The organism is Nitratidesulfovibrio sp. D1 (genome assembly GCF_051133415.1).
GTDB lineage: Bacteria > Desulfobacterota > Desulfovibrionia > Desulfovibrionales > Desulfovibrionaceae > Cupidesulfovibrio.
In genome coordinates this window covers 19623-39562 of record NZ_JBPGNZ010000001.1, presented here as the reverse complement: position 1 = coordinate 39562, position 19940 = coordinate 19623, and the positions used below count along the sequence as shown (strand labels likewise).

The following is a 19940-nucleotide window of genomic DNA, read 5'->3' as shown; positions in this document are numbered from 1 at the left end:
GACCGGATGTTGCGGCAGGCGAGACCGGGCGGCGGGCGCAACGGTTCGGAACGTCGCGGCAAACCATCATGCGTCAGGACCATGCATAGGGTGTGGCTATCTCAATATCTGGAATGTATTGGCTATTTCGTTTTGTGGGAGCGCCGCGCGGCGTATAGGGTGGGTGCCACTACCCATAACACGCGGAGGTGTTCATGCGTCAGTTGCAGGACGAGGGGCGGCGCGGGTTTCTGCGCGCCTCGCTGACCGGGGTGGCGGGGCTGGCCGCCGCCTCGTTGCCGGGAACGGCGCAGGCCGCGCCGTTCCCGGGCGGCAGGTTGCAGGTGTGGTCGTGCGGGGGCCTGGCCGAGGCCATGCAGCCCGCCCATGTGGAGTACGAGAGGCGCAGCGGCGCGGCGGTGGTGTACACCGGCGCGTTTGCGGCGGCGCTGGGCAAGTCGCTGCTGGGCAGCGGCTCGACGGAGGTCTTCGCCGGGCGGGTGCTGGACCTTGCGAAAAAGCTGCGCGCGGCGGGCCGGATGACCTATTTCAGGCCACTGTGTTTCACCAGCTACGTCATCGTCACGCCCACGGGCAATCCGGGCAACGTGCGTTCCGTGGAAGACATGGCCCGCAAGGGCGTGCGGGTGGCCATGGCGCCCGAGGCGTCGCCCCCCGGCGGCGCGGCGGTCATCGGGCTGCTCAAGAAGGCGGGGTGCCTGGATGCGGTGATGGCCAACGTGGCCGACCCCGGCACCTGCGTGCAGCGTTCGGTGGAGGCGGTGACCACCGGCAAGGCCGACGCCATGATCGTGGAACTGCGGGTCGCGCGGCTGCCCCAGTTCGCGGATCGGCTGGACATCGTGGAGATTCCCGCCGGGCTGTTTCCGCCGCCGCCGCTCACCTTCACCGTGGGCGTCATGCAGGAGGCGCGCGACCGCGCCCTGGCCGACGACTACGTGGCGTGGGTGACCTCCGCCGAAGGGCAGGCGCATTTCGAGCGGGCCGGGTTCATCCCCGCCATTTCGCCGCGCGGGCAGGAACTGGTGGAAAAGCTGGGGGTGAAGGATGTCTGATGCGGGCGTGAATACCTTGCATGCGGCGGGCGGCGCGGCGAACCTGACGGAACTGCGGCCGCGCGCGGGCCTGCGCGCCCGCACCGTGCGCCTGTGGAACCGGGTTGTGCAGGTGGTCATGCTGGCCGTCATCGGCCAGTGGTCGTTCTACGGCATCTTCCGTTGCCCCTTCGTGGTGCCGTACATCAGTTGCCAGAACTGTCCGGTGGTGGCCTGCCACGGGCGGCTGTTCACCATGTTCTGGGGCGTGTGGGCCGGGTGGCTGGCGCTGGCGGCCCTGTTCGGCCGCGCCTTCTGCGGGTGGGCCTGCCCCGGCGGCACGGTGAACCGGCTGCTGGGCCTGTTCGCGCCGCTGCGCCTGAAGCCCGGCGGCCTTGCCGCGCGCCTGCTGCCCTTCGGCAAGTACGGCGGGCTGGCGCTGGCCCTGTGGGCCTACTTCGTGCTGGGGCAGCCGCGTGTCAACGTGCCCATCCGCACCGGGGAATTCTTCGGCGCGGTGGCCCTTACCTTCGAGCACGCCATGCCGCTGTGGCTGGTGCGCACCTGGGCCGTGGTGGGCCTGCTGGCGCTGGGCGTGGCGGTGTCCGCCGCGTGGTGCCGCTTCGCCTGTCCGGCGGGCGGCGTGCTGGAGGTGGTGCGCCGCTTCGCGCCGTTTGCGGTGTACAAGACCGACGCCTGCAACGGCTGCGACAAGTGCCGCAAGGTCTGCTACATGGCCACGCGGCCCGAGGAGACCAACTGTACCAACTGCGGGGACTGTATCGGCTCGTGCCCGCAGGACTGCATCGGCATCGGGCGGAAGCCGCGATGAGCGCGGGCGATCCGCGTCATCCGTGCTTTTCCGCCGGGGCGCACGGAACGCACGCGCGCATCCACCTGCCGGTGGCGGCGGCGTGCAACATCCGTTGCGGTTACTGCGACCGGCGGCACGACTGCGTCAACGAGTCGCGCCCCGGCGTGACCAGCCGCGTGCTGGACCCGGCCGAGGCCGCGCGGCTGGTGGACCGGGCCGTGGCGGCGCTGCCGCACCTTTCGGTGGTGGGCATCGCCGGGCCGGGCGACCCGCTGGCCGACCCCGGCCCCACGCTGGAAACCCTGGCCCTGGTGCGGCGGGCGCATCCCGGCCTGCTGCTGTGCCTGTCCACCAACGGGCTGGCCCTGCCCGAGCATGTGGACGCGCTGGCCGCGCTGGGCGTGGGGCACGTCACCGTGACCCTGAACGCCGTGGACCCGGAAGTGGGCGCGCGCCTGTACGCGCACGTGTCTGGCCGGGAAGGGTGTGCCGGGCGCGTGCTGCGCGGTGCGGAGGGTGCGGCGCACCTGCTGGCCCGGCAGGAGGATGGGCTGGCCCGCCTGGCGCGGGCGGGCATCGCCGTGAAAGTGAACACCGTGGTGGTGCCCGGCCTCAACGACGCCCACGTGGAGGCGGTGGCCATGCGCGCCGCCGCGCTGGGGGCCTCGCTGATGAACTGCATCGGGCTCATTCCGGTTGCGGGCACCCCGCTGGGCGGGGTATCCGCGCCGGGGCCGCGACTGATGGACGCGGTGCGCGCGGCGGCGGGCCGCCACCTGCCGCAGATGCGCCATTGCGCCCGCTGCCGGGCCGACGCCGCCGGACTGTTGGGCGACGGCGGCACGCTGGGCGGGCTGGGGCTGCTGCCCTTGGAGCCGGAACGTCCGCGCCGGGGGCACGGGCTGCCCGGAACGGCAGGCTGCTCCGGGCGGCGGTGCGGCTGAGGGCGGGCGCTCGTCCGCCGGGGCCGGACCCGTGGTCCGATACGAAGCAAATACAACGAGAAAGGACGCCGTACCCACTGTGGGCGGCGTCCTTTCAAGTTTCCGGGCTGTTGCCGGGACGCGGCGGGTCACTTCTCCGTGTCCCAGACCTGTTCCAGCCGTTTGTCGCGGCCGGAGTTGGCCCGGTAGAACGAATAGCGGACCGGGCTCTTGAGGTAGTAGTCCTGGTGGTATTCCTCGGCGGGCCAGAACGTGGTCGCGTCCACGATCTGCGTCGCCACCGGGCGGCCCAGGCGTTCCTCCACCGCTTTTTTGCTGGCCTCGGCGGCGCGGCGTTGCTCCGCGTCGGCCACGAAGATGGCCGAGCGGTACTGGCTGCCCCGGTCGCAGAACTGGCCGCCGGGGTCCAGCGGGTCCACGTTGCGCCAGAAGACATCCAGCAGGGTTTCATAGGCGACCCTGGCCGGGTCGTAGGTCACCCGCATGGCCTCGGCGTGCCCGGTGAGGCCGGAGCACACCTGCTGGTAGGTGGGCGAATCCACGCTGCCGCCGGTGTAGCCGGGAGTGGTTTCCAGCACGCCGTCCAGTTGGTCAAAGGGTTTTTCCATGCACCAGAAGCAGCCGCCCGCGAAGATGGCGGTGGCCGTGGGGGCCGCAGGGGCGGCGGTTGCGTCATCGGTTGCCGTGGTCTCGATGGAGGCGGAGTGAAGCAGGGTGGACATGATGCGCACTCCCGTGCCGGACGCGGCGCGCCGGAAATGGCGCCCCCCTCCGGGCATCAGGTCAGATATAGCACGCCCGCGCCGGGAGTACAGGGGGGCGCGGTCCTGATGTGGTCGCGGGACAGGGGGAGCGGGAAGGGCGGTGCGGACCGCTGGCGCGGATTGCCCATGGCGGAAGCGGCGGGAGGCTATCCCCCGGCCCACATCTCCGCCAGCCGGTGGCGGTGGTGCAGCAGGATGCCGCAGTAGTCCAGTTCCATGTCCAGCATGTCCCGGTCGCTGCGGCGCAGCCATTCCGACAGCCACCCGAAGCGCGAGGCCAGCACCATCAGCGGCAGGTGGCGCAGGGTGTCCGCCGGTATTCCGGCAAGGTCATACTGTTCCACGCCCTCGCGCAGCGTGGCGGTGAACCCGGCGGCAAAGGCGCGCCCGAGGCCCGAGGGATGCTCGAACCCCACGCAGCCGATGCAGTTGGCGGCATCATACAGCACGGGCTGCGCCCCGGCGAATTCCCAGTCGATGACCCCGCGCAGCGCGGCCAGCGGTCCGGTGGTCAGCGGTCCGGCGACGCGCGGCGGGGTGTCGTCGCCATTCTCGCCGGGCGTCCAGATCAGGTTCAGGGGGTGGGCGTCGCCGTGGGCCAGCACCACCGGCTGGGCGGCCAGCGCGTCGGGCAGGGCTTCCAGCGCGTCGCGCACCGGGTGCAGGCGGCGGGCCGCCTCGGGCATGCGCCGGGCCACGGCCTCGTGCAGCCCGGCGATGAACGCGGGCAGCGGCGGCACCGGCGCGGGGGGCAGCCCGGCGGGCAGATTGTCCCCGGCCCGGTGCAGGGCCAGCAGCAGGGCCGCCACGGCCCGGCCCCGCCAGGCATGGTCCAGATAGTCGGGACGGGGCGGCTCCGCGCCGGGCACGAAGGGCGAAAGCTGCCAGTACCCGGCGTGGGGCGGGGTATCCGCCGCCAGCACGTGGCGCAGGGCAGAGCCTTTCGGGGCCTTGTGCGGCGAAGCATCGTCCACCGGCAGGTAGGCGGGCACCAGCCGGGCCAGGTCCGGGCCGGACACGGCCGGGTCCGCCAGTTGCGCCAGCAGGCCGCCCATGGCCTCGCGCCGGGCCACCTGCGCCGGAGCGAGCCGTTCCAGCATCCACAGCCGTCCGTCGTCGCCCTGCACCGCCGTGCGGGTCAGGCAGCGTTCCGGGCTGCCGGGCAGGGGAAATTCCGTGGCGAGGCGGCGCGGGGTGACGCCGAAGCGGTACGGCAGGTCGAGCATGTGGTCTCCGTGGAGGTTGGTGTGGCCGGATGGCGGCAGGACGCAATGTTCCATGCGGGGGACGCCATGTCCAGCGGACAGGGGCTCGTCAAGGAGGGGCCGCGCGTCCGGCCGTTCCCCGGCATTGCCACGGCCGCCGGGGCAACGTAGTATCACCCCGCGCCGTTGTCCCGCATCCCGCGTCCGCCAGCCCGGCCCCCGGCCATTCCGGAGCATTCCCGCCGTGACCTTCGCCGAACTGCCCCTCGACGCCCGCCTGCTGGCCGGGGTGGAAAGCATGGGCTACCACCTGCCCACTCCCGTGCAGCGCCGGGCCATTCCCGCCGCGCTGTCCGGGCGCGACGTGCTGGCCCTGGCCGCCACGGGCACGGGCAAGACCGCCGCTTACGCGCTGCCGCTGCTGCAACGCCTGCTGGAAGGTCCGCGCGGGCAGGTGCGGGCGCTGGTGGTGGCCCCCACGCGCGAACTGGCGGAGCAGATCCACGACCACATCCGGCGGCTGGGCTCCATGACCCGCCTGCGCTCCACCACCATCTACGGCGGGGTGGGCATCATGCCGCAGGCCCTGCGGCTGCGCACCGGAATCGAGATAGTGGTGGCCTGCCCCGGCCGCCTGCTGGACCACCTGCGGCGCGGCAACCTGGACCTTGCCGCCCTGGACGTGCTGGTGCTGGACGAGGGCGACTCGCTGTTCGAACTGGGCTTTCTGGCCGATGTGCGCAAATTGCTGGCCGTTGTGCCCGCCGCCTGCCAGCGCATGCTGTTTTCCGCCACCCTGCCGGAGGCCGTGCGCGGCCTGGCGGGCGAGGCCCTGCGCGACCCCGTGACCGTCAGCGTGGACGCGCAAGCCCCGGCCGCCACCGTGGACCACGCCCTGTACCCGGTGCCCGTCCACCTCAAGACGCCGCTGCTGAAGGCCATCCTGCGCGCCCGGCTGCTGCCCGGCGAGCCCGGACATGCTGTCGCGCCCGATCTGCCCGATTTGCCTGACCTGCCCGATTTGCCCGATCTGCCTGATGCGCCCGACATGCCGGGCGATATCGATGGCGGCGCCGGGGATAACAGCGGGGACGGCATCGAGGACGACCCCCTGGCGGGTGCGGTGCTGGTGTTCGTGCGCACCCGGCACGGGGCGCGCCGCCTGTGGCAGCAACTGGCCACCACGGGACTGCGCGTGGGCTGCCTGCAAGGCAAGCTTTCGCAGCGGCGGCGCCAGGCCACGCTGGACGGGTTCCGCACCGGGCGCTACGCTGTGCTGGTGGCCACCGACGTGGCCGCGCGCGGGCTGGACATTTCACGGGTGACCCACGTGGTGAACTACGACGTGCCCGCCACGGCCGATGCCTACATCCACCGCATCGGGCGTACCGGCCGCGCCGCCCGCGCGGGCACGGCCATGACCCTGGTGGCCCCCGGCGACGAGGCGGCGGTGCGCCACATCGAGCGCGCCCTGGGCGGCCCGGTGACCCGCTGCCGCTTCGAGGGGTTCGACTACGGCGCGGCCGCGCGCAGCCCGGAAGGGGCGCGCCCCGCGCTGCCGCCCCGGCAGGCCCGCCTGCCCGGCGGCCGCAAGCCGCAATTGCAACCGGCAGAGGCCCCGGAGCCGCCGCGCAAGCCGACGCGGCCGCGCCCGGCCCGCCATGCCGTACCCCCCGCCGCGCCCGGCAGCGCGCCGCAGCCGCAGGAGCCGCGCGGCAAGCCCGGACGCGGCCCCTCCGGCGGTTCCGGCCCCGAATCCGCAAGCTGACCGCCGTACCCGGCCCCGGCCCGGCTTGAACCAAGGCGCTCCCTTTGCTACATCCTGTGTCCCATGCGGGCGCGGCCCCGTCCGGCCCAATCCGGCCGCTCCGTCCGCAGGACACTTTTCAATCCGCGTGCCCCACGGCACGACGCATCCGGAGGTTCGCATGCCCTCGTTCGACGTGGTCAACAAGGTCGAGATGCAGGAACTCGACAACGCCGTGAACAACGTGAAGAAGGAAGTGGAAACCCGCTACGACTTCCGCAATTCCGTCACCGAAATCGAACTGCATCGCGGCGACAAGCGCATCCACCTGCTGGCGGGCGACGAAATGAAGATGCGCGCCCTGCAGGACATGCTGCAATCCCACTGCATCCGCCGCAAGGTCGATCCCAAGTGCCTTGAGTTCAAGGACATCGAACCCACGTCCAAGGGCCAGGTAAAACGCGACGTGGTCATCCGCGAAGGCATCGCCAAGGACGTGGCCCAGAAGATCGTCAAGAAGATCAAGGACGCGAAGCTGAAGGTCCAGGCCGCCATCCAGGATGACCAGGTGCGCGTCACCGGCAAGAAGATCGACGACCTTCAGGAAGTCATCCAGTTGCTGCGGGGGGAGGAGTTGGGCATACCCCTTCAATTCGTCAACATGAAATCCTAGGGGCGGTGCTCGGGCGCGCCCTGCGGCTGCAACGCGGCGGCATTCCCCGCTGGCTGCGTTGCGGCACGCTACGGCTTCCTCGACGTAGCGCTGCTACGCCGTCGTCGCCGTAGCGTACCGCGCCTTGCCTTCGGGGCCGCCGCCGCGTTTCGCCATCGCAGGACGCCCCCTCGCCCCGCCCGATGCAAGGACAGAGGTGGAGTGGGGGCGGAGAAGAAAAACAGGCTTATCGGTTTTTTGTTGTTTTTTATGGGTGTTACGAACGCGCCACTACCGAGATCAACAAACACCCGCCCGGAGACTTCACGTCTCCGGGCGGGTGTTTGTTGATGCGTGGCTGTTGTCGCGCTAGGTGCGGGGCAACTCGCAGACCCCCATCTGTCCGATCCGTCCGAAGCTACCCGGCCTGACCGATGCGCCCTTCGCGCACGGCGGCGGCGAAGGTTTCCAGGTCGTTGGGCTGCCCGGGGGTGTGGTCTTCCGGGTAGAGCAGGGCGGACATGTAGAACACGGAGTCGATGCGCAGGGCGTTGGATGCGCTGGAGGCGAAGCGGGACAGCCGGTCGGCGATGGCGTCGCGCTCGCGCCCCTCGAACTGGGGCAGCAGGTCGCGGGCGCGGTCGGGCAGCGAGGTCAGCACTTGCGCCTTGCGGCGCATCAGGTCGCGGTAGGCGTCCTGGTCCTCGTTCCGGTGCAGCGCCTGTTCGGCCTCGCGTTCGATGTCGCGCACGGTGGCGGCCATTTCGTCAAGCCAGTGTCCAAGGGCTTCGCGCCCCTTGCGGGCGTCGGGTTCGGTGGCGGGCATGGATGGCACCTCCTGTATAGCCCTAGTACCCTTGTGGAGGCTGGTGCGCAAGCGTGGGGCCTGCGCCTGGGGAAGGCCGCCGCCCGGCAGGCTCAGCGCCGCAGTTCCAGCGGGCGGGCCTTGGCGGCGGCGCCGGACATCTGGGTATCGTGGGCGTCGCGCCGGTAGGATGCGCTCTTGAAGAAGTCGCACTTGGCGCAGTTGCCGATCTTCTTGGCGAAGGTTTCCTGTACCTGGCCGCCGCAGAAGGTGCCGGTAACCCCGGCACAGCTGAAGCCGTGGTTGGGCCAGGCGGGGCAGACCCCCATTTCCCTTTCCTTGGCGCCGCCCTTTTCGCGGCCGCATTTCTTGAAGTCCCAGCAGGGCACGGCCTTGCCTTCCGCGGCGGCCGTGTCGTCCGCATCGTCCGTCGTGATGCGCGACACCGTGCGTGAAAGGTCGCTGGACCGCCCGGCCAGGCTGAAGATGTCCTGCGCGGCGTGGTTCATCATTTCCATGGTGCGCCCGGCAATGCCGGTGATGGCCTCCACCGCGCGGTTGATCTCGGCCGAGGTGGCCGACTGCTGTTCGGCGGCGGTGGCGATGGACTGCACCTGAATGCTGGTGTTGTCGGTAAGGGTCAGGATTTCCGACAGCGCGGCGCCGGAATCCTGCGCGCGGCGGGCCGCCTCGTTGACGGCGGCGCGGGCTCCGTCCATCTCGCGGGCGGCGGCGCGCGAACTCTGCTGGATGCCGGTGATCACCTCGCTCACCTCGCGGGTGGCGTTCATGGTCTTTTCGGCCAGCTTGCGCACCTCGTCGGCCACCACGGCAAAGCCGCGCCCGGCGTCCCCGGCGCGCGCCGCCTCGATGGCCGCGTTCAGCGCCAGCAGGTTGGTCTGGTCGGCGATGTCGCTGATCACGTTCATCACCTGACCGATGTTGCCGGCCTGCGCGTCCAGCGCGCCCACGCGCTCGGCCAGTTGGCCGATGACGCGCTCCACCCCGTCGATGTGGGCCACCAGTTCGTTCACCTGACGGGCGCCGTCCACGCTGCGGCGGCGGGTTTCGGCGGCCTGGTCGGCGGCGTGGGCCGCGTTGCGGGCCACCTCGACGACCGTGGCGTTCATCTCTTCCATGGCGGTGGCGGTCTCGGCCGTGCGTTCCTGCTGGCTGCCCGCGCCCGCGTTGGCTTCCTGGATCAGGGTGGCCAGGTCCTCGGCGGCGCGGCTCACCTCGTCGGCCGCCGACATGGAGGTGGCGGCAAAGCGTTCGATGCGCGACGAGGTGCTGGCCAGGGTACACTGTGCGGCGCGCAGCCGGGTCATGTCGCGCAGCAGCACGAAGCTGCCGTGCAGGCGGCCCGCCGTGTCGGTGATGGGCCGGGCGGCCAGGGAAAGATGAATCAGGCAGGACACGCCGGATGTGTTCGCGGCCGTGCCGGTGCCGGGCACCCCGCAGGCCAGCGGGATGGCCAGTTCGCCGGTGGCGGCGCGGCCCTCGCGGGCCTGGCGCAGCAGTTCCGCCCCCTTGGCGTCGGCGGGGGCGGGGCGCAGGCCCAGCGTTTCGAGGGTGGCGGGCAGGGCGGGCGGCGTTGCGCCTGCGTCGAGCAGGGCCAGCAGGGCAGGGGAGGCGCAGGCGACCATGCCTTGGGCGTCCAGCAGCGCGTAAGGTACGGCCCCGTCCGTGGCATCCGTGGCGTCCAGCGCTTCCAGGATGGCCTGCCCGGCGGCGGCGTTGCGCAGCGCCTCGTCGCGCAGGGTGGCGATGGCGGTGGCGGCCTCGGCCAGGGCGGCGGGCGCGTCCGTACCATGCACGTTCGCACCATGCACGTTCGTACCTGGCGCGTTCGTGCCCTTCAGCGCGGTATCGTGCAGCAGGCGCGCGTCTGCGATCTGTCCGCGCGTCCGGCACCACAGCACGCCGGCTGCCGCAATGCATGCGACGAGCACTGTGGCAATGCCGTGCGATACGGAAAACGTGCCCGAAAGAAAGGGCGAGAGGGCGGCCGCACCGGCCGCGAGAAGGCCGGTGCCCACGGCACAGCCCAGTGTTTGTGGCGAGACGTAACGCATGGATACCCCGAGGGATTGTGGCGTGTGCGCCAATTCCCATGGCGCTTGATGCGGCAATAGTGTTGCGTCTATCCTTTGCTGTGCATACATGTCAATGTTAGCACATACTTACGTACAATCGCAGCTTCATTGCAATAACATTCCGGTATCGTGGCGTTTTGTGGACTTTTTTCGTCCGGCTTGCCCGAGGGACGGTTGCACGCTAAACTGATTGATTGAACGCAACATTTGCCCGTATGGCGTGTTTTTTCGCATGGTCATGCGGCCTGGCGGATATTTCTTCGCGTTTTTTTCAGGTAACCGAATATTTTTGGCGGGATATGCACATGGCACTGCTCGGCATACAGGACGTCACGCTCAACCTCGGCACCGGCAGGCTGCTGGACGGGGCCACCTTGCACGTGGAGCAGGGCGAGCGCATCTGCCTCGTGGGGCGCAACGGGGCGGGCAAATCGACGCTGCTGCGGCTCATGGCCGGGGACGTGCGCCCCGACGCGGGCGAAGTGGTGCGCGCGCCGGGCACGCGCTTCGGCTGCATGCCGCAGGAAGTGCCGGAGGAGCTTTCCGGCCCGGTGTTCGGCATCGTGGCAGGGGGCCTGGGACCCGAGGGTGAGGCGTTGGCCGCCTTTCACGTGCTGGAGGCCGCGCGCGAGGCGGGCCGTCCCGTGGACGAGGCCGCCCTGGCCGCCGCGCGGCGCGCGCTGGAAACCGGCGAAGGGTGGGAGCGGTACGGCGACGTGCTGTCGGTGTGCAACCATTTGCGCCTGGACCCGGAGCGGGAGTTCGCCACCCTGTCCGGCGGGCGCAAGCGCCGGGTGCTGCTGGCCCGCGCGCTGGTCGCCTCGCAGGACCTATTGCTGGACGAGCCCACCAACCACATCGACATCGACACCATCGCGTGGCTGGAAGACTACCTGATGCGCCGCGCGCGCACGCTGGTGTTCGTCTCGCACGACCGGGCCTTCGTGCGCCGCCTGGCCACCCGCATCGTGGAGGTGGACCGGGGCAGGCTGCATTCCTATGCCTGCGGGTACGACCAGTACCAGGAGCAGCGCGAGGCCCGGCTGGAGAACGAGGAGCGCCAGTTCGCCCTGTTCGACAGGAAGCTGGCCCAGGAAGAGGCGTGGGTGCGTCAGGGCATCAAGGCCCGGCGCACGCGTAATATGGGCCGGGTGCGCGCCCTGCACGCCCTGCGCGAGGAACGCGCCCGCCGCCGCGAACGGCAGGGCGGGGTGGCCATGCTGGCGCAGGAGGCGGAGCGCTCGGGCAAGCTGGTCATCGAGGCGCGCAACGTGTGCTTCGCCCACGAGAACGCCAAGTCGGTGCTGCGCGATTTCTCCGCGCTCATCCAGCGGGGCGACCGGGTGGGGCTGATCGGCCCCAACGGCTCGGGCAAGACCACCCTGCTGCGCCTGCTGCTGGGCCAGCTTACCCCCCACTCGGGCGAGATACGCCACGGCACCCGGCTGGAAATCGCCTATTTCGACCAGTTGCGCTCGGCCCTGGACGGCGAGAAGTCGGTCATGGACAACGTGGCCGAGGGCGCGGACACCATAGAGGTCAACGGCAACCGCCGCCACGTGGCCGGGTACCTGCGCGACTTCCTGTTCGAGCCGGACCGGCTGCGCCTGCCCGCCAGGGTGCTGTCCGGCGGCGAGCGCAACCGCCTGCTGCTGGCCAAGCTGTTCACCCGGCCCTCCAACGTGCTGGTGCTGGACGAACCCACCAACGACCTGGACGTGGAAACGCTGGAACTGCTGGAAGAACTGCTGGCCGAATATCAGGGCACCGTGCTGCTGGTGAGCCACGACCGGTCCTTCCTGGACGACGTGGTCACCAGCACCCTGGCCTTCGACGACGACGGCAACGTGCGCGAGTACGTGGGCGGCTACACCGACTGGCTGCGCCAGCGCCCGAAACCCGTGGCGGATGCCGCCGGGAACGGGCAGGCCGACGCCGGGCGGCCCGCCAGCGCCGCCAATTCGGGCAACGGTTCGGGCAACGGTCCGGGCAATGGCCAGACACGCAAGCTGACCTTTAAGGAGCAGCGCGAACTGGCCGGGCTGCGCGATGAACTGGCGGCCCTGCCCGGCGACCTGGATGCGCTGGAGCGCGAGCAGGCCACGCTGGAGGCGCGCCTTGCCGAGCCGGATTTCTTCACCACCGATCCGGAGGGCTTCAACGCCGCCGCCGCGCGGGTCACCGCGCTGGAAGGCGAGCAGACCGCCCTGCTGGAGCGCTGGGAAGTGGTGGAGGCGCGCATCGCAGAGCTGGCCCAATTTCGTGAATAACCGCGAATAACCGGCGCGGGATGATATTTCGGGGACGCCCGCGCGGTCCGTCTGGACACGCGGCGTCCCCGTTCCTATCTGCACGGTTCGCCGTTGCGGGCAGCATGTCCGCGCGGCCGGACTTCCCCCATACGCAAGAACATGCATGCACCGGTCCCGCATCCGCGGGCCCGCAAGGATATCGCCATGTCCCAGACCCCACATGCCCCCGCGCCCCCGCGCCACCCCGCCCCCAACCCCGTGGCCCTGCTGCCGCTGGGCCTGTTCCTGGCGCTGTTCATCGGCACGGGGCTGGCCCTTGGCGCGGCCGGAACGAAAATGGCCTTCTACCAGCTGTCGCCTGCGGTGGCCATCCTGCCCGCCATCGCCCTGGCCCTGGCCCTGCGCGAGAAGGACCCGGCCACGGCGGCCCGGCCCGGCGGGCTGACCCGGCGGGTCAACGTCTTCCTGTCCGGCGCGGGCGAGATCAACATCGTCACCATGTGCGTCATCTACCTGCTGGCGGGTGGCTTCGCCTCGGTGGCCTCGGACATCGGCGGGGTGGAATCCACGGTGAACCTGGGGCTGTCGCTGGTGCCGCAGCGGCTGGTGCTGCCAGGGCTGTTCGTCATTTCGTCCTTCGTGGCCACGGCCATGGGCACCTCCATGGGCACCATCGCCGCCGTGGGCCCCATCGCGGCGGGCGTGGCCGCCCAGACCGGCATGGACGCCGCGCTGCTCATGGGCGCGGTGGTGGGCGGGGCCATGTTCGGGGACAACCTGTCCATGATTTCCGACACTACCATCGCGGCCACGCGCACCCAGGGCTGCGACATGCGCGACAAGTTCCGCATGAACTTCGCCATCGCCCTGCCCGCCGCCCTGCTGACCGTGGCGGTGTTCTGGCTGGCGGGCGACGCGGGGCGCGCCGCCGAACCCGGCGCCTATCGGGTGGTCACGGTGCTGCCCTACGTGGCCATCCTGGTCATGGCGCTTTCGGGCATGAACGTGTTCGCCGTGCTGTTCGCGGGCATCGTCATGGCGGGCGGCGTGGGCATGGCGGTGGTGGACGGCTACACCCCGCTGAAGTTCGCGCAGGGCATCTACAAGGGGTTCACGGACATGCACGAGATTCTCGTGCTGTCCATGCTCATGGGCGGCCTTGGCGAACTCATCCGCTACCATGGCGGGGTGGCCTGGCTGCTGGCCGCCGTGCGCCGGTTCACCGACCGGCCCGGCAGGCGGGGCGGGGCGTCCGCCCGCACCGGCGAGGCGGGCATTTCCGGGCTGGTGGCCGTGGCCGACCTGTGCACCGCCAACAACACCGTGGCTATAATCCTGACCGGGGGCATGGCGCGCGAGATTGCCGCCACCTCCGGCGTGGACCCGCGCCGCAGCGCCAGCATGCTGGACATCTTCTCGTGCGTGGTGCAGGGGCTGGCCCCGCACGCGGCCCAGGTGCTGCTGGCCGGGTCCATCGCGGGCATTTCGCCCGTGGCGGTGCTGTCGGCCAACTACTATTGCCTGCTGCTGGGCGCGGCCGGGGTGCTGGCCATCCTCACCGGGCTGCCGCGCGCCCCGCGCACGGCAGGAGCCGGGACAACAGGGGCCTGAGGCGGGCCGCCCGGTGTGCCAGACCGGTGGCCCAGACCGGTGCGCCAGACCGGTGCGCCAGTTGCGCGCGCAACCCGTTGAATTCGCAGGGCGCAGGAAGAAAATGCAAAAAAATGCACACGCCCCCCTTTTCAAGCCGTAAACCTGCCTTATTATCCAACGCGGTTGCCATGCACCGCCTCCGCGCCAGCGGGCGCGGGCGCGCAGCCGCACCCGGCGGCCGGAATCCGGCGTCTGCCGAAAAGCCACGATACATCGGGCGAGACGAATTTCGCCCCCCGCCACCCGGCGGGAGGGCGCGCGCGTGACACGGTCATGGCGCGCGGCGAGATGACCGCCCTTGTCGCTGGCACTCGCAGGACGCGAGTGCCAGCGACGGGACAAACAGCGATCACCTAAAGTTGGAGGACTAGTTGTCATGAATCTGAAGCCTTTGAATGACCGCGTTCTGGTGAAGCGCCTCGAATCCGAAGAGAAGACCGCCGGCGGCCTCTTCATCCCCGACACCGCCAAGGAAAAGCCCTCGCGCGGTGAAGTCGTCGCCGCCGGTCCCGGCAAGGTCGCGGAAGACGGCAAGCTCATCGCCATGACCGTCAAGAAGGGCGACGCGGTGCTGTTCAGCAAGTACGCCGGCACCGAGATCAAGCTTGACGGCGTCGAGCACCTCGTCATGCGCGAAGACGACATTCTCGCCATCATCGAATAACGCCCCGCGAACTCACGCACTTACTCCCGAGGAGGATGAATACAATGGCTTCCAAGGAAATCCTGTTCGACGTCAAGGCCCGCGAAAAGCTTTCCCGCGGCGTGGACAAGCTCGCCAACGCCGTGAAGGTGACCCTGGGCCCCAAGGGCCGCAACGTGGTCATCGAGAAGTCTTTCGGCTCGCCGGTCATCACCAAGGACGGCGTGACCGTGGCCAAGGAGATCGAACTCGAGGACAAGTTCGAGAACATGGGCGCCCAGATGGTGAAGGAAGTCGCCTCCAAGACCAGCGACATCGCCGGTGACGGCACCACCACCGCCACCATCCTCGCCCAGGCCATCTACCGCGAAGGCGTGAAGCTGGTGGCCGCCGGCCGCAACCCCATGGCCATCAAGCGCGGCATCGACAAGGCCGTGGAAAAGCTGGTCAAGGAACTGGGCACCCTGGCCAAGCCCACCCGCGACCAGAAGGAAATCGCCCAGATCGGCACCATTTCCGCCAACTCCGACACCACCATCGGCAACATCATCGCCGAGGCCATGGCCAAGGTGGGCAAGGAAGGCGTCATCACCGTCGAGGAAGCCAAGGGCCTTGAAACCACCCTCGAAGTGGTCGAAGGCATGCAGTTCGACCGCGGCTACCTGTCGCCCTATTTCGTGACCGATCCCGAAAAGATGGTCTGCGAACTCGACGAGCCCTTCATTCTCTGCAACGAGAAGAAGATCTCCAGCATGAAGGACATGCTGCCCGTTCTCGAACAGGTGGCCAAGATGAACCGTCCGCTGGTGATCATCGCCGAAGACGTGGAAGGCGAAGCCCTGGCCACCCTGGTGGTCAACAAGCTGCGCGGCACCCTCCAGGTGGTGGCCGTGAAGGCCCCCGGCTTCGGCGACCGCCGCAAGGCCATGCTGCAGGACATCGCCGTCCTCACCGGCGGCACCGTGGTGTCCGAAGACATGGGCGTGAAGCTCGAGAACATCTCGGTGGCCGACCTTGGCACCGCCAAGCGCGTGGTGGTCGACAAGGAAAACACCACCATCGTGGACGGCGCGGGCAAGTCCGACGACATCAAGGCGCGCGTGAAGCAGATCCGCGCCCAGATCGACGAAACCACCTCCGACTACGACCGCGAAAAGCTTCAGGAACGCCTGGCCAAGCTGGTGGGCGGCGTGGCCGTGATCAACGTGGGCGCGGCCACCGAAACCGAAATGAAGGAAAAGAAGGACCGCGTCGAGGACGCCCTGAACGCCACCCGCGCCGCGGTGGAGGAAGGCATCGTCCCCGGCGGCGGCACCGCCTACATCCGCATCTGCAAGGTGCTGGACGACGTGAAGCCCGCCGATGACGACGAAGCCGCGGGCGTGAACATCATCCGCCGCGCCATCGAGGAACCGCTGCGCCAGATCGCCTCCAACGCCGGCTACGAAGGTTCCATCGTGGTCGAGAAGGTGCGCGACGGCAAGGACGGCTTCGGCTTCAACGCCGCTTCCGGCGACTTCGAAGACCTGATCAAGGCCGGCGTCATCGATCCCAAGAAGGTTACCCGCATCGCCCTGCAGAATGCGGCCTCCGTGGCCTCGCTGCTGCTGACCACCGAATGCGCCGTGGCCGAAAAGCCCGAGCCCAAGAAGGACATGCCCATGCCCGGCGGCGGCATGGGTGGCATGGGCGGCATGGGCGGCATGTACTAGGCCGAAAGGCTGGTACGGCCTCCCGGCTGCTGCCTGGTTGCGATCACGGGCCGGAACCTTCGGGTTCCGGCCCTTTTCGTTGGCGGTACGGATGGTGGGGCCGGAGCGGACCATTCCGACTTGACGCGGGCCCGCCGCACGGGCACCACGGGGCAGGAGAGAGAACATGGAGCAACCGAAGCACACGGGCCCGGCCGCCGCGAACCTTCCCGACAGGGCGCTGCTGCTGGACTGGGGCGGCACGCTGATGCGCGTCATGCCCCGCTGGATGGGGCCGCAGCACGGCTGGACCGACGAGGAACCCATGCCCCACGCGGGCGAGGTGCTGCGTGCGCTGTCCGTCGGCTGGCGGCTGGCGCTGGCCTCCAACGCCTCTGAGTCGGAAGAGGACCCCATCCGCGCGGCCCTTGCCCCCATGGGCGTGGGTCCGCTGCTGGCGGGGGTGTACACGTGGCGCTCGGCGGGGGCGCCCAAGCCCTGGCCGCCGTTCTGGGCCCACGTGCTGCGCGACCTGGGCCTGCCCGCCCGCCGGGTGGTGATGATCGGCGACGACTGGACCGGCGACGTGTGGGGCGCCACGCAAGCCGGGATGTACGGCATCTGGTTCGACCCGCCCCGCGATGCTCACCGGGGAGGAGGGGCGCGCGAGGCGCGCACCGCCCCCCGCGTGCGCACCATGCGCGACTTCCGGGAGTTGCCGGGGTTGCTGGCTGAACTGGGGTTCGAGGCGTAGCCGCCGCCGGGTCCCCCGTTCCCTGCTTTCCGCCAATGCGAACGCCCCCGCCGGTTTCCCGTCGGGGGCGCTGTGTTCTGCTGTCTGGTCAGTCCGTATGGTCTGGCCGTATGATCTGGCCGCCGGGGCGCGCGGGCACGCGGGGCGGGGGAGTGGCCATGGGTTCGATGCGTGAAAGCCGGGACGAGGCGCCATGTCCGGGCCGGGCGCGCTGCCGGACGCGCCCCCCGAAGGTGCCGGCTACACCAGGTAGCCGCAGGAATGGATGATGTTCTTGCGCAGGGTGCGCCCCTTCCAGACCGCCTCGGGGCCTTCGCTGCGGATTTCCTCGCTCACGATGTCGCGCAGGTCGCGCATCTGTGCGTCGGTGAGTTGCAGGCGAGTCATGTCACCCATGAGCTCCAGCGGGTCGGACCAGCAGGTGGGCATGGGTTCGTCCTCGTTGTGGTAGAGGTAGTAGATCACACACTCGCCAACGGGCTGCAACTTCTCCAGAAAATCCTTCATCGTGTCTCCCTTTTTCCGCGAAGCCGTCCGGACTTCGCGTGGTCAATCCGCCGGGGGCTGGGCCGGCGGACCACCGCGCGCCCTTGGGCTGTCCACCGTGCCCGCCGGATGTTCCGGCTGGGTGATTCGGCGGCCCCCGTGGCGCGACGGCCTGTTAGCTGCATTTTTTTTCTGTGGGTGCGCAATTGGCCTGAAATCCACCCACATGCACCGTGCGGCCCCAGCGGCCTGCCGATGCCCCAAAAACAAAAAAGCCCCTCGCGTGGAGAGGCCGACGCCGCAAGCCCGCGATCATGATCCCGTGCGCTACACGGTCGGTGTTGGCACCTTGTCCCGACCGACGGCGTCACGTCAGGGCAGGTTGCCGGGCGGTCACAGGGCCGTACCCTCGCGCCTCTCTCCATGAATGGGGCATATCTAGCGGTTGAGTGCACAGTTGTCAATGGATGAACAGGAAATCAGGAAATACTTGTATAGTAAATTTTTCAATGTGTTAATTTGTGTAAAAGGTAGTCTCGTGTAGTACCACTGCTGAAAAAAATGTGGTTGCGCGGCCAGGCGGCCTTCCGAACGCCTTTACCCGGGCGCTCGTTGCCTTGGTGCACGCCCCTCTCCGTATGGTCAATCGGGGCGGTATGGGGTAGTGGTTCCTGCGTACCGCGCACGTAGCACAGGAGAGCCCGCCGCCGCATGAAGCTGTTCACCCGCACCCAGCAGATGGGCGCCGCCGCCCTGATCATGGCGGCCAGCGTCTTCGTGTCGCGGTTCATGGGCCTCGTGCGCGACAAGGTCATCTCCTACCTGTTCGGCGCCACGGTGGAGGCGGACGTCTACTTCGCCGCCTTCGTGGTGCCCGACTTCATCAACTACCTGCTGGCGGGCGGGTATTTCTCCATCACCCTCATTCCCCTGTTGTCGGAGCGCTTCGAGCGCGACCCGGAGGACGGCTGGCGCTTCTTCGCCGCCGCGTTCTGGTGGATCGCCATCGCCATCTGCCTGCTGACCGGCGTGGCGTGGTGGTTCGCGCCGGAACTGGCCCGCGTGGCCGCGCCGGGCTTCGACGCGCCTTCCACGGCCCGGCTGGTGCGCTTCCTGCGCATCATCCTGCCCGCGCAGGCGTTCTTTCTGCCGGGGGCGTGCGTCACCGCGCTGTTGTACATGCGCCGCCAGTTCGCGGTGCCCGCCATGGGGCCGCTGGTGTACAACGGGTGCATCATCGGCGGTGGCGTGCTGTCGTGGGCGCTGGCCCCTGCGCGCGGCATGGAGGGCTTCTGCTGGGGCGTGCTGGCGGGCGCCGCGCTGGGCAGCTTCGGGCTGCCGCTGCTGGCCGCCGCGCGCGGCGGCGGGGTGCGGCTGCGCCCGGTGCTGCGCCATCCCGGCGTGCGCCGTTTCGCCCTGCTGGCCCTGCCGCTGATGATCGGCCAGTCGGTGGTGGTGCTGGACGAGCAGTTCGTGCGCATCTTCGGTTCCATGACCGGCGAGGGCGCGGTGAGCCTGCTGAACTACGCCCGGCGCATCATGCTGGTGCCGGTGGGCGTGGTGGCCCAGGCCGCCGGGGTGGCCTCGTACCCGTTCCTGGCCGCGCTGGCCGCCAGGGGCGAGGCGCAATCCTTCGACGCCACCCTGTCCACGGCCCTGCGCAACGCGCTGGCGGTGATCATCCCCCTGTCCGCGTGGATGCTGCTGGCGGCGGAGCCCACCATGCGCCTGATCTTTCAGGGGGGCGGGTTCGCCGCCGCCGAAACGCTGGCCTCCGCGCCCCTGCTGCGGGTGATGCTGTGCGGCGTGGCCTTCTGGGCCGTGCAGCAGGTGGTGGGCCGGGCCTTCTACGCCCATCAGGATACGGTGACCCCGGCGGTGGTGGGCACCCTGGCCACCCTGGCCGCGCTGCCGCTGTACGTGCTGGCGGGCCACGCCGGGGCGCGGGGCACCCTGGGCGTGGCCGCGGCGGGCACGGTTGCCGTGGCCGTGTATACCGTGGCGCTGGCCCTTGTCTGGCGCAGGCGTCATGGCGGCGGCGGGCTTTCCGGCATCGTCGGGTGGGGCGCGAAATCGGCGGCGCTGTGCGCGGCGGCCGCGCTGCCCGCATGGCCCGCGCTGGCGTATGCGCCGCTGCTGGCCCCGGCCACCCCGGCCGGGCAGGTGTGGGGCGCGTTCCTGGCGCTGGCCGCCAGCGGCCCGGTGTTCGCCGTTGCGTACCTGTTGCTGGCGCGCCGCCTGGCCCCGGACCTGGCCGAGCCGGTGCTGTCCCGGCTGCGTCCGCTGCTGGCCCGCGTGACGGGCAGGCCGCGCGGGCGGCAGGACGGCTGACGGGGGAGACGTTCCGCACTCCCGAACAGCCCGGCCGCACACGTTCCGCGCCACGAAAAAAGCCCCTGC

The 19940-nt window shown here is 69.9% G+C and carries 16 protein-coding genes and 1 riboswitch; of the genes, 11 read left to right on the top strand and 5 right to left on the bottom strand.

Going from position 1 to position 19940, the window contains the following annotated elements:
• Positions 1-194: 194 nt before the first annotated feature.
• Genes ACR4XJ_RS00160 through ACR4XJ_RS00150 form a run of 3 tightly spaced genes read left to right on the top strand, consistent with a single transcriptional unit; the run spans position 195 to position 2792 of the window.
• Positions 195-1055, top strand: a complete 861-nt coding sequence (locus ACR4XJ_RS00160) for a substrate-binding domain-containing protein (protein WP_434753308.1) — start codon at positions 195-197, stop codon at positions 1053-1055.
• Positions 1048-1866 carry a 4Fe-4S binding protein gene (locus ACR4XJ_RS00155; protein ID WP_434753307.1) on the top strand — a complete coding sequence of 273 codons (819 nt, stop codon included), beginning with the start codon at positions 1048-1050 and terminating at the stop codon, positions 1864-1866. Before ACR4XJ_RS00160 ends, ACR4XJ_RS00155 begins: the two co-directional genes overlap by 8 nt.
• Entirely contained in the window at positions 1863-2792 is a 930-nt protein-coding gene (locus ACR4XJ_RS00150) for a radical SAM protein (protein ID WP_434753306.1), read from the top strand. Before ACR4XJ_RS00155 ends, ACR4XJ_RS00150 begins: the two co-directional genes overlap by 4 nt.
• A 128-nt stretch (positions 2793-2920) precedes the next feature.
• Here ACR4XJ_RS00150 and msrA read toward each other — a convergent pair whose 3' ends face one another.
• Together msrA and ACR4XJ_RS00140 are read right to left on the bottom strand one after the other, a co-directional pair.
• Complete coding sequence (gene msrA / locus ACR4XJ_RS00145) at positions 2921-3514, bottom strand: peptide-methionine (S)-S-oxide reductase MsrA (protein ID WP_434753305.1); 594 nt, start codon at positions 3512-3514, stop codon at positions 2921-2923.
• A 188-nt stretch (positions 3515-3702) separates the two neighbouring features.
• Positions 3703-4782, bottom strand: a complete 1080-nt coding sequence (locus ACR4XJ_RS00140) for a phosphotransferase family protein (protein WP_434753304.1) — start codon at positions 4780-4782, stop codon at positions 3703-3705.
• 223 nt (positions 4783-5005) lie between these two features.
• On the opposite strand from ACR4XJ_RS00140, the gene ACR4XJ_RS00135 reads away from it, so the two are divergent.
• Positions 5006-6529: a DEAD/DEAH box helicase gene (locus ACR4XJ_RS00135; protein WP_434753303.1), complete on the top strand. Its 1524-nt coding sequence runs from the start codon at positions 5006-5008 to the stop codon at positions 6527-6529.
• A gap of 160 nt (positions 6530-6689) precedes the next feature.
• Positions 6690-7181: a YajQ family cyclic di-GMP-binding protein gene (locus ACR4XJ_RS00130; RefSeq protein WP_333506298.1), complete on the top strand. Its 492-nt coding sequence runs from the start codon at positions 6690-6692 to the stop codon at positions 7179-7181.
• Between the two features lie 397 nt (positions 7182-7578).
• Here the strand turns inward: ACR4XJ_RS00130 and ACR4XJ_RS00125 are convergent, their stop codons facing one another.
• Together ACR4XJ_RS00125 and ACR4XJ_RS00120 are read right to left on the bottom strand one after the other, a co-directional pair.
• Positions 7579-7986: a hypothetical protein gene (locus tag ACR4XJ_RS00125; protein WP_434753302.1), complete on the bottom strand. Its 408-nt coding sequence runs from the start codon at positions 7984-7986 to the stop codon at positions 7579-7581.
• A 92-nt stretch (positions 7987-8078) separates the two neighbouring features.
• On the bottom strand, positions 8079-9782 hold the full coding sequence (locus tag ACR4XJ_RS00120; RefSeq protein ID WP_434753301.1) for a methyl-accepting chemotaxis protein: 1704 nt from the start codon (positions 9780-9782) through the stop codon (positions 8079-8081).
• Positions 9783-10366: 584 nt separating this feature from the next.
• Here ACR4XJ_RS00120 and ACR4XJ_RS00115 point away from each other — a divergent pair.
• The 5 genes from ACR4XJ_RS00115 (at position 10367) to ACR4XJ_RS00095 (ending at position 17054) form a co-directional block, all read left to right on the top strand.
• Positions 10367-12331 (top strand): ATP-binding cassette domain-containing protein, encoded by a 1965-nt coding sequence (locus ACR4XJ_RS00115; RefSeq protein WP_434753300.1) that lies wholly within the window; start codon positions 10367-10369, stop codon positions 12329-12331.
• Positions 12332-12517: 186 nt separating this feature from the next.
• Complete coding sequence (locus tag ACR4XJ_RS00110; protein ID WP_434753299.1) at positions 12518-13924, top strand: Na+/H+ antiporter NhaC family protein; 1407 nt, start codon at positions 12518-12520, stop codon at positions 13922-13924.
• Positions 13925-14342: 418 nt separating this feature from the next.
• Positions 14343-14630: a co-chaperone GroES gene (gene groES, locus ACR4XJ_RS00105; RefSeq protein WP_434753298.1), complete on the top strand. Its 288-nt coding sequence runs from the start codon at positions 14343-14345 to the stop codon at positions 14628-14630.
• Positions 14631-14674: 44 nt separating this feature from the next.
• Positions 14675-16321, top strand: a complete 1647-nt coding sequence (gene groL, locus ACR4XJ_RS00100; RefSeq protein ID WP_333506303.1) for a chaperonin GroEL — start codon at positions 14675-14677, stop codon at positions 16319-16321.
• A 166-nt stretch (positions 16322-16487) separates the two neighbouring features.
• Positions 16488-17054 (top strand): HAD family hydrolase, encoded by a 567-nt coding sequence (locus ACR4XJ_RS00095; protein WP_434753297.1) that lies wholly within the window; start codon positions 16488-16490, stop codon positions 17052-17054.
• A 240-nt stretch (positions 17055-17294) separates the two neighbouring features.
• On the opposite strand, the gene ACR4XJ_RS00090 is transcribed toward ACR4XJ_RS00095, so the two are convergent.
• Entirely contained in the window at positions 17295-17561 is a 267-nt protein-coding gene (locus tag ACR4XJ_RS00090) for a hypothetical protein (RefSeq protein ID WP_333506306.1), read from the bottom strand.
• 288 nt (positions 17562-17849) lie between these two features.
• Positions 17850-17970, bottom strand: a riboswitch (SAM riboswitch).
• 281 nt (positions 17971-18251) lie between these two features.
• Between ACR4XJ_RS00090 and murJ the strand changes: the two genes are divergently transcribed.
• A complete protein-coding gene (gene murJ / locus ACR4XJ_RS00085; RefSeq protein WP_434753296.1) occupies positions 18252-19871 on the top strand; it encodes a murein biosynthesis integral membrane protein MurJ in 1620 nt (539 codons plus the stop codon).
• The last annotated feature ends 69 nt before the right edge of the window (positions 19872-19940 follow it).

Coding starts and splice junctions, on each gene's coding strand:
- groES (WP_434753298.1), top strand. CDS start 14,343: ATGAATCTGAAGCCTTTGAATGACCGCGTTCTGGTGAAGCGCCTCGAA.
- ACR4XJ_RS00155 (WP_434753307.1), top strand. CDS start 1,048: ATGTCTGATGCGGGCGTGAATACCTTGCATGCGGCGGGCGGCGCGGCG.
- ACR4XJ_RS00130 (WP_333506298.1), top strand. CDS start 6,690: ATGCCCTCGTTCGACGTGGTCAACAAGGTCGAGATGCAGGAACTCGAC.
- ACR4XJ_RS00125 (WP_434753302.1), bottom strand. CDS start 7,986: ATGCCCGCCACCGAACCCGACGCCCGCAAGGGGCGCGAAGCCCTTGGA.
- ACR4XJ_RS00150 (WP_434753306.1), top strand. CDS start 1,863: ATGAGCGCGGGCGATCCGCGTCATCCGTGCTTTTCCGCCGGGGCGCAC.
- msrA (WP_434753305.1), bottom strand. CDS start 3,514: ATGTCCACCCTGCTTCACTCCGCCTCCATCGAGACCACGGCAACCGAT.
- murJ (WP_434753296.1), top strand. CDS start 18,252: ATGAAGCTGTTCACCCGCACCCAGCAGATGGGCGCCGCCGCCCTGATC.
- ACR4XJ_RS00090 (WP_333506306.1), bottom strand. CDS start 17,561: ATGAAGGATTTTCTGGAGAAGTTGCAGCCCGTTGGCGAGTGTGTGATC.
- ACR4XJ_RS00115 (WP_434753300.1), top strand. CDS start 10,367: ATGGCACTGCTCGGCATACAGGACGTCACGCTCAACCTCGGCACCGGC.
- ACR4XJ_RS00110 (WP_434753299.1), top strand. CDS start 12,518: ATGTCCCAGACCCCACATGCCCCCGCGCCCCCGCGCCACCCCGCCCCC.
- ACR4XJ_RS00095 (WP_434753297.1), top strand. CDS start 16,488: ATGGAGCAACCGAAGCACACGGGCCCGGCCGCCGCGAACCTTCCCGAC.
- ACR4XJ_RS00160 (WP_434753308.1), top strand. CDS start 195: ATGCGTCAGTTGCAGGACGAGGGGCGGCGCGGGTTTCTGCGCGCCTCG.
- groL (WP_333506303.1), top strand. CDS start 14,675: ATGGCTTCCAAGGAAATCCTGTTCGACGTCAAGGCCCGCGAAAAGCTT.
- ACR4XJ_RS00140 (WP_434753304.1), bottom strand. CDS start 4,782: ATGCTCGACCTGCCGTACCGCTTCGGCGTCACCCCGCGCCGCCTCGCC.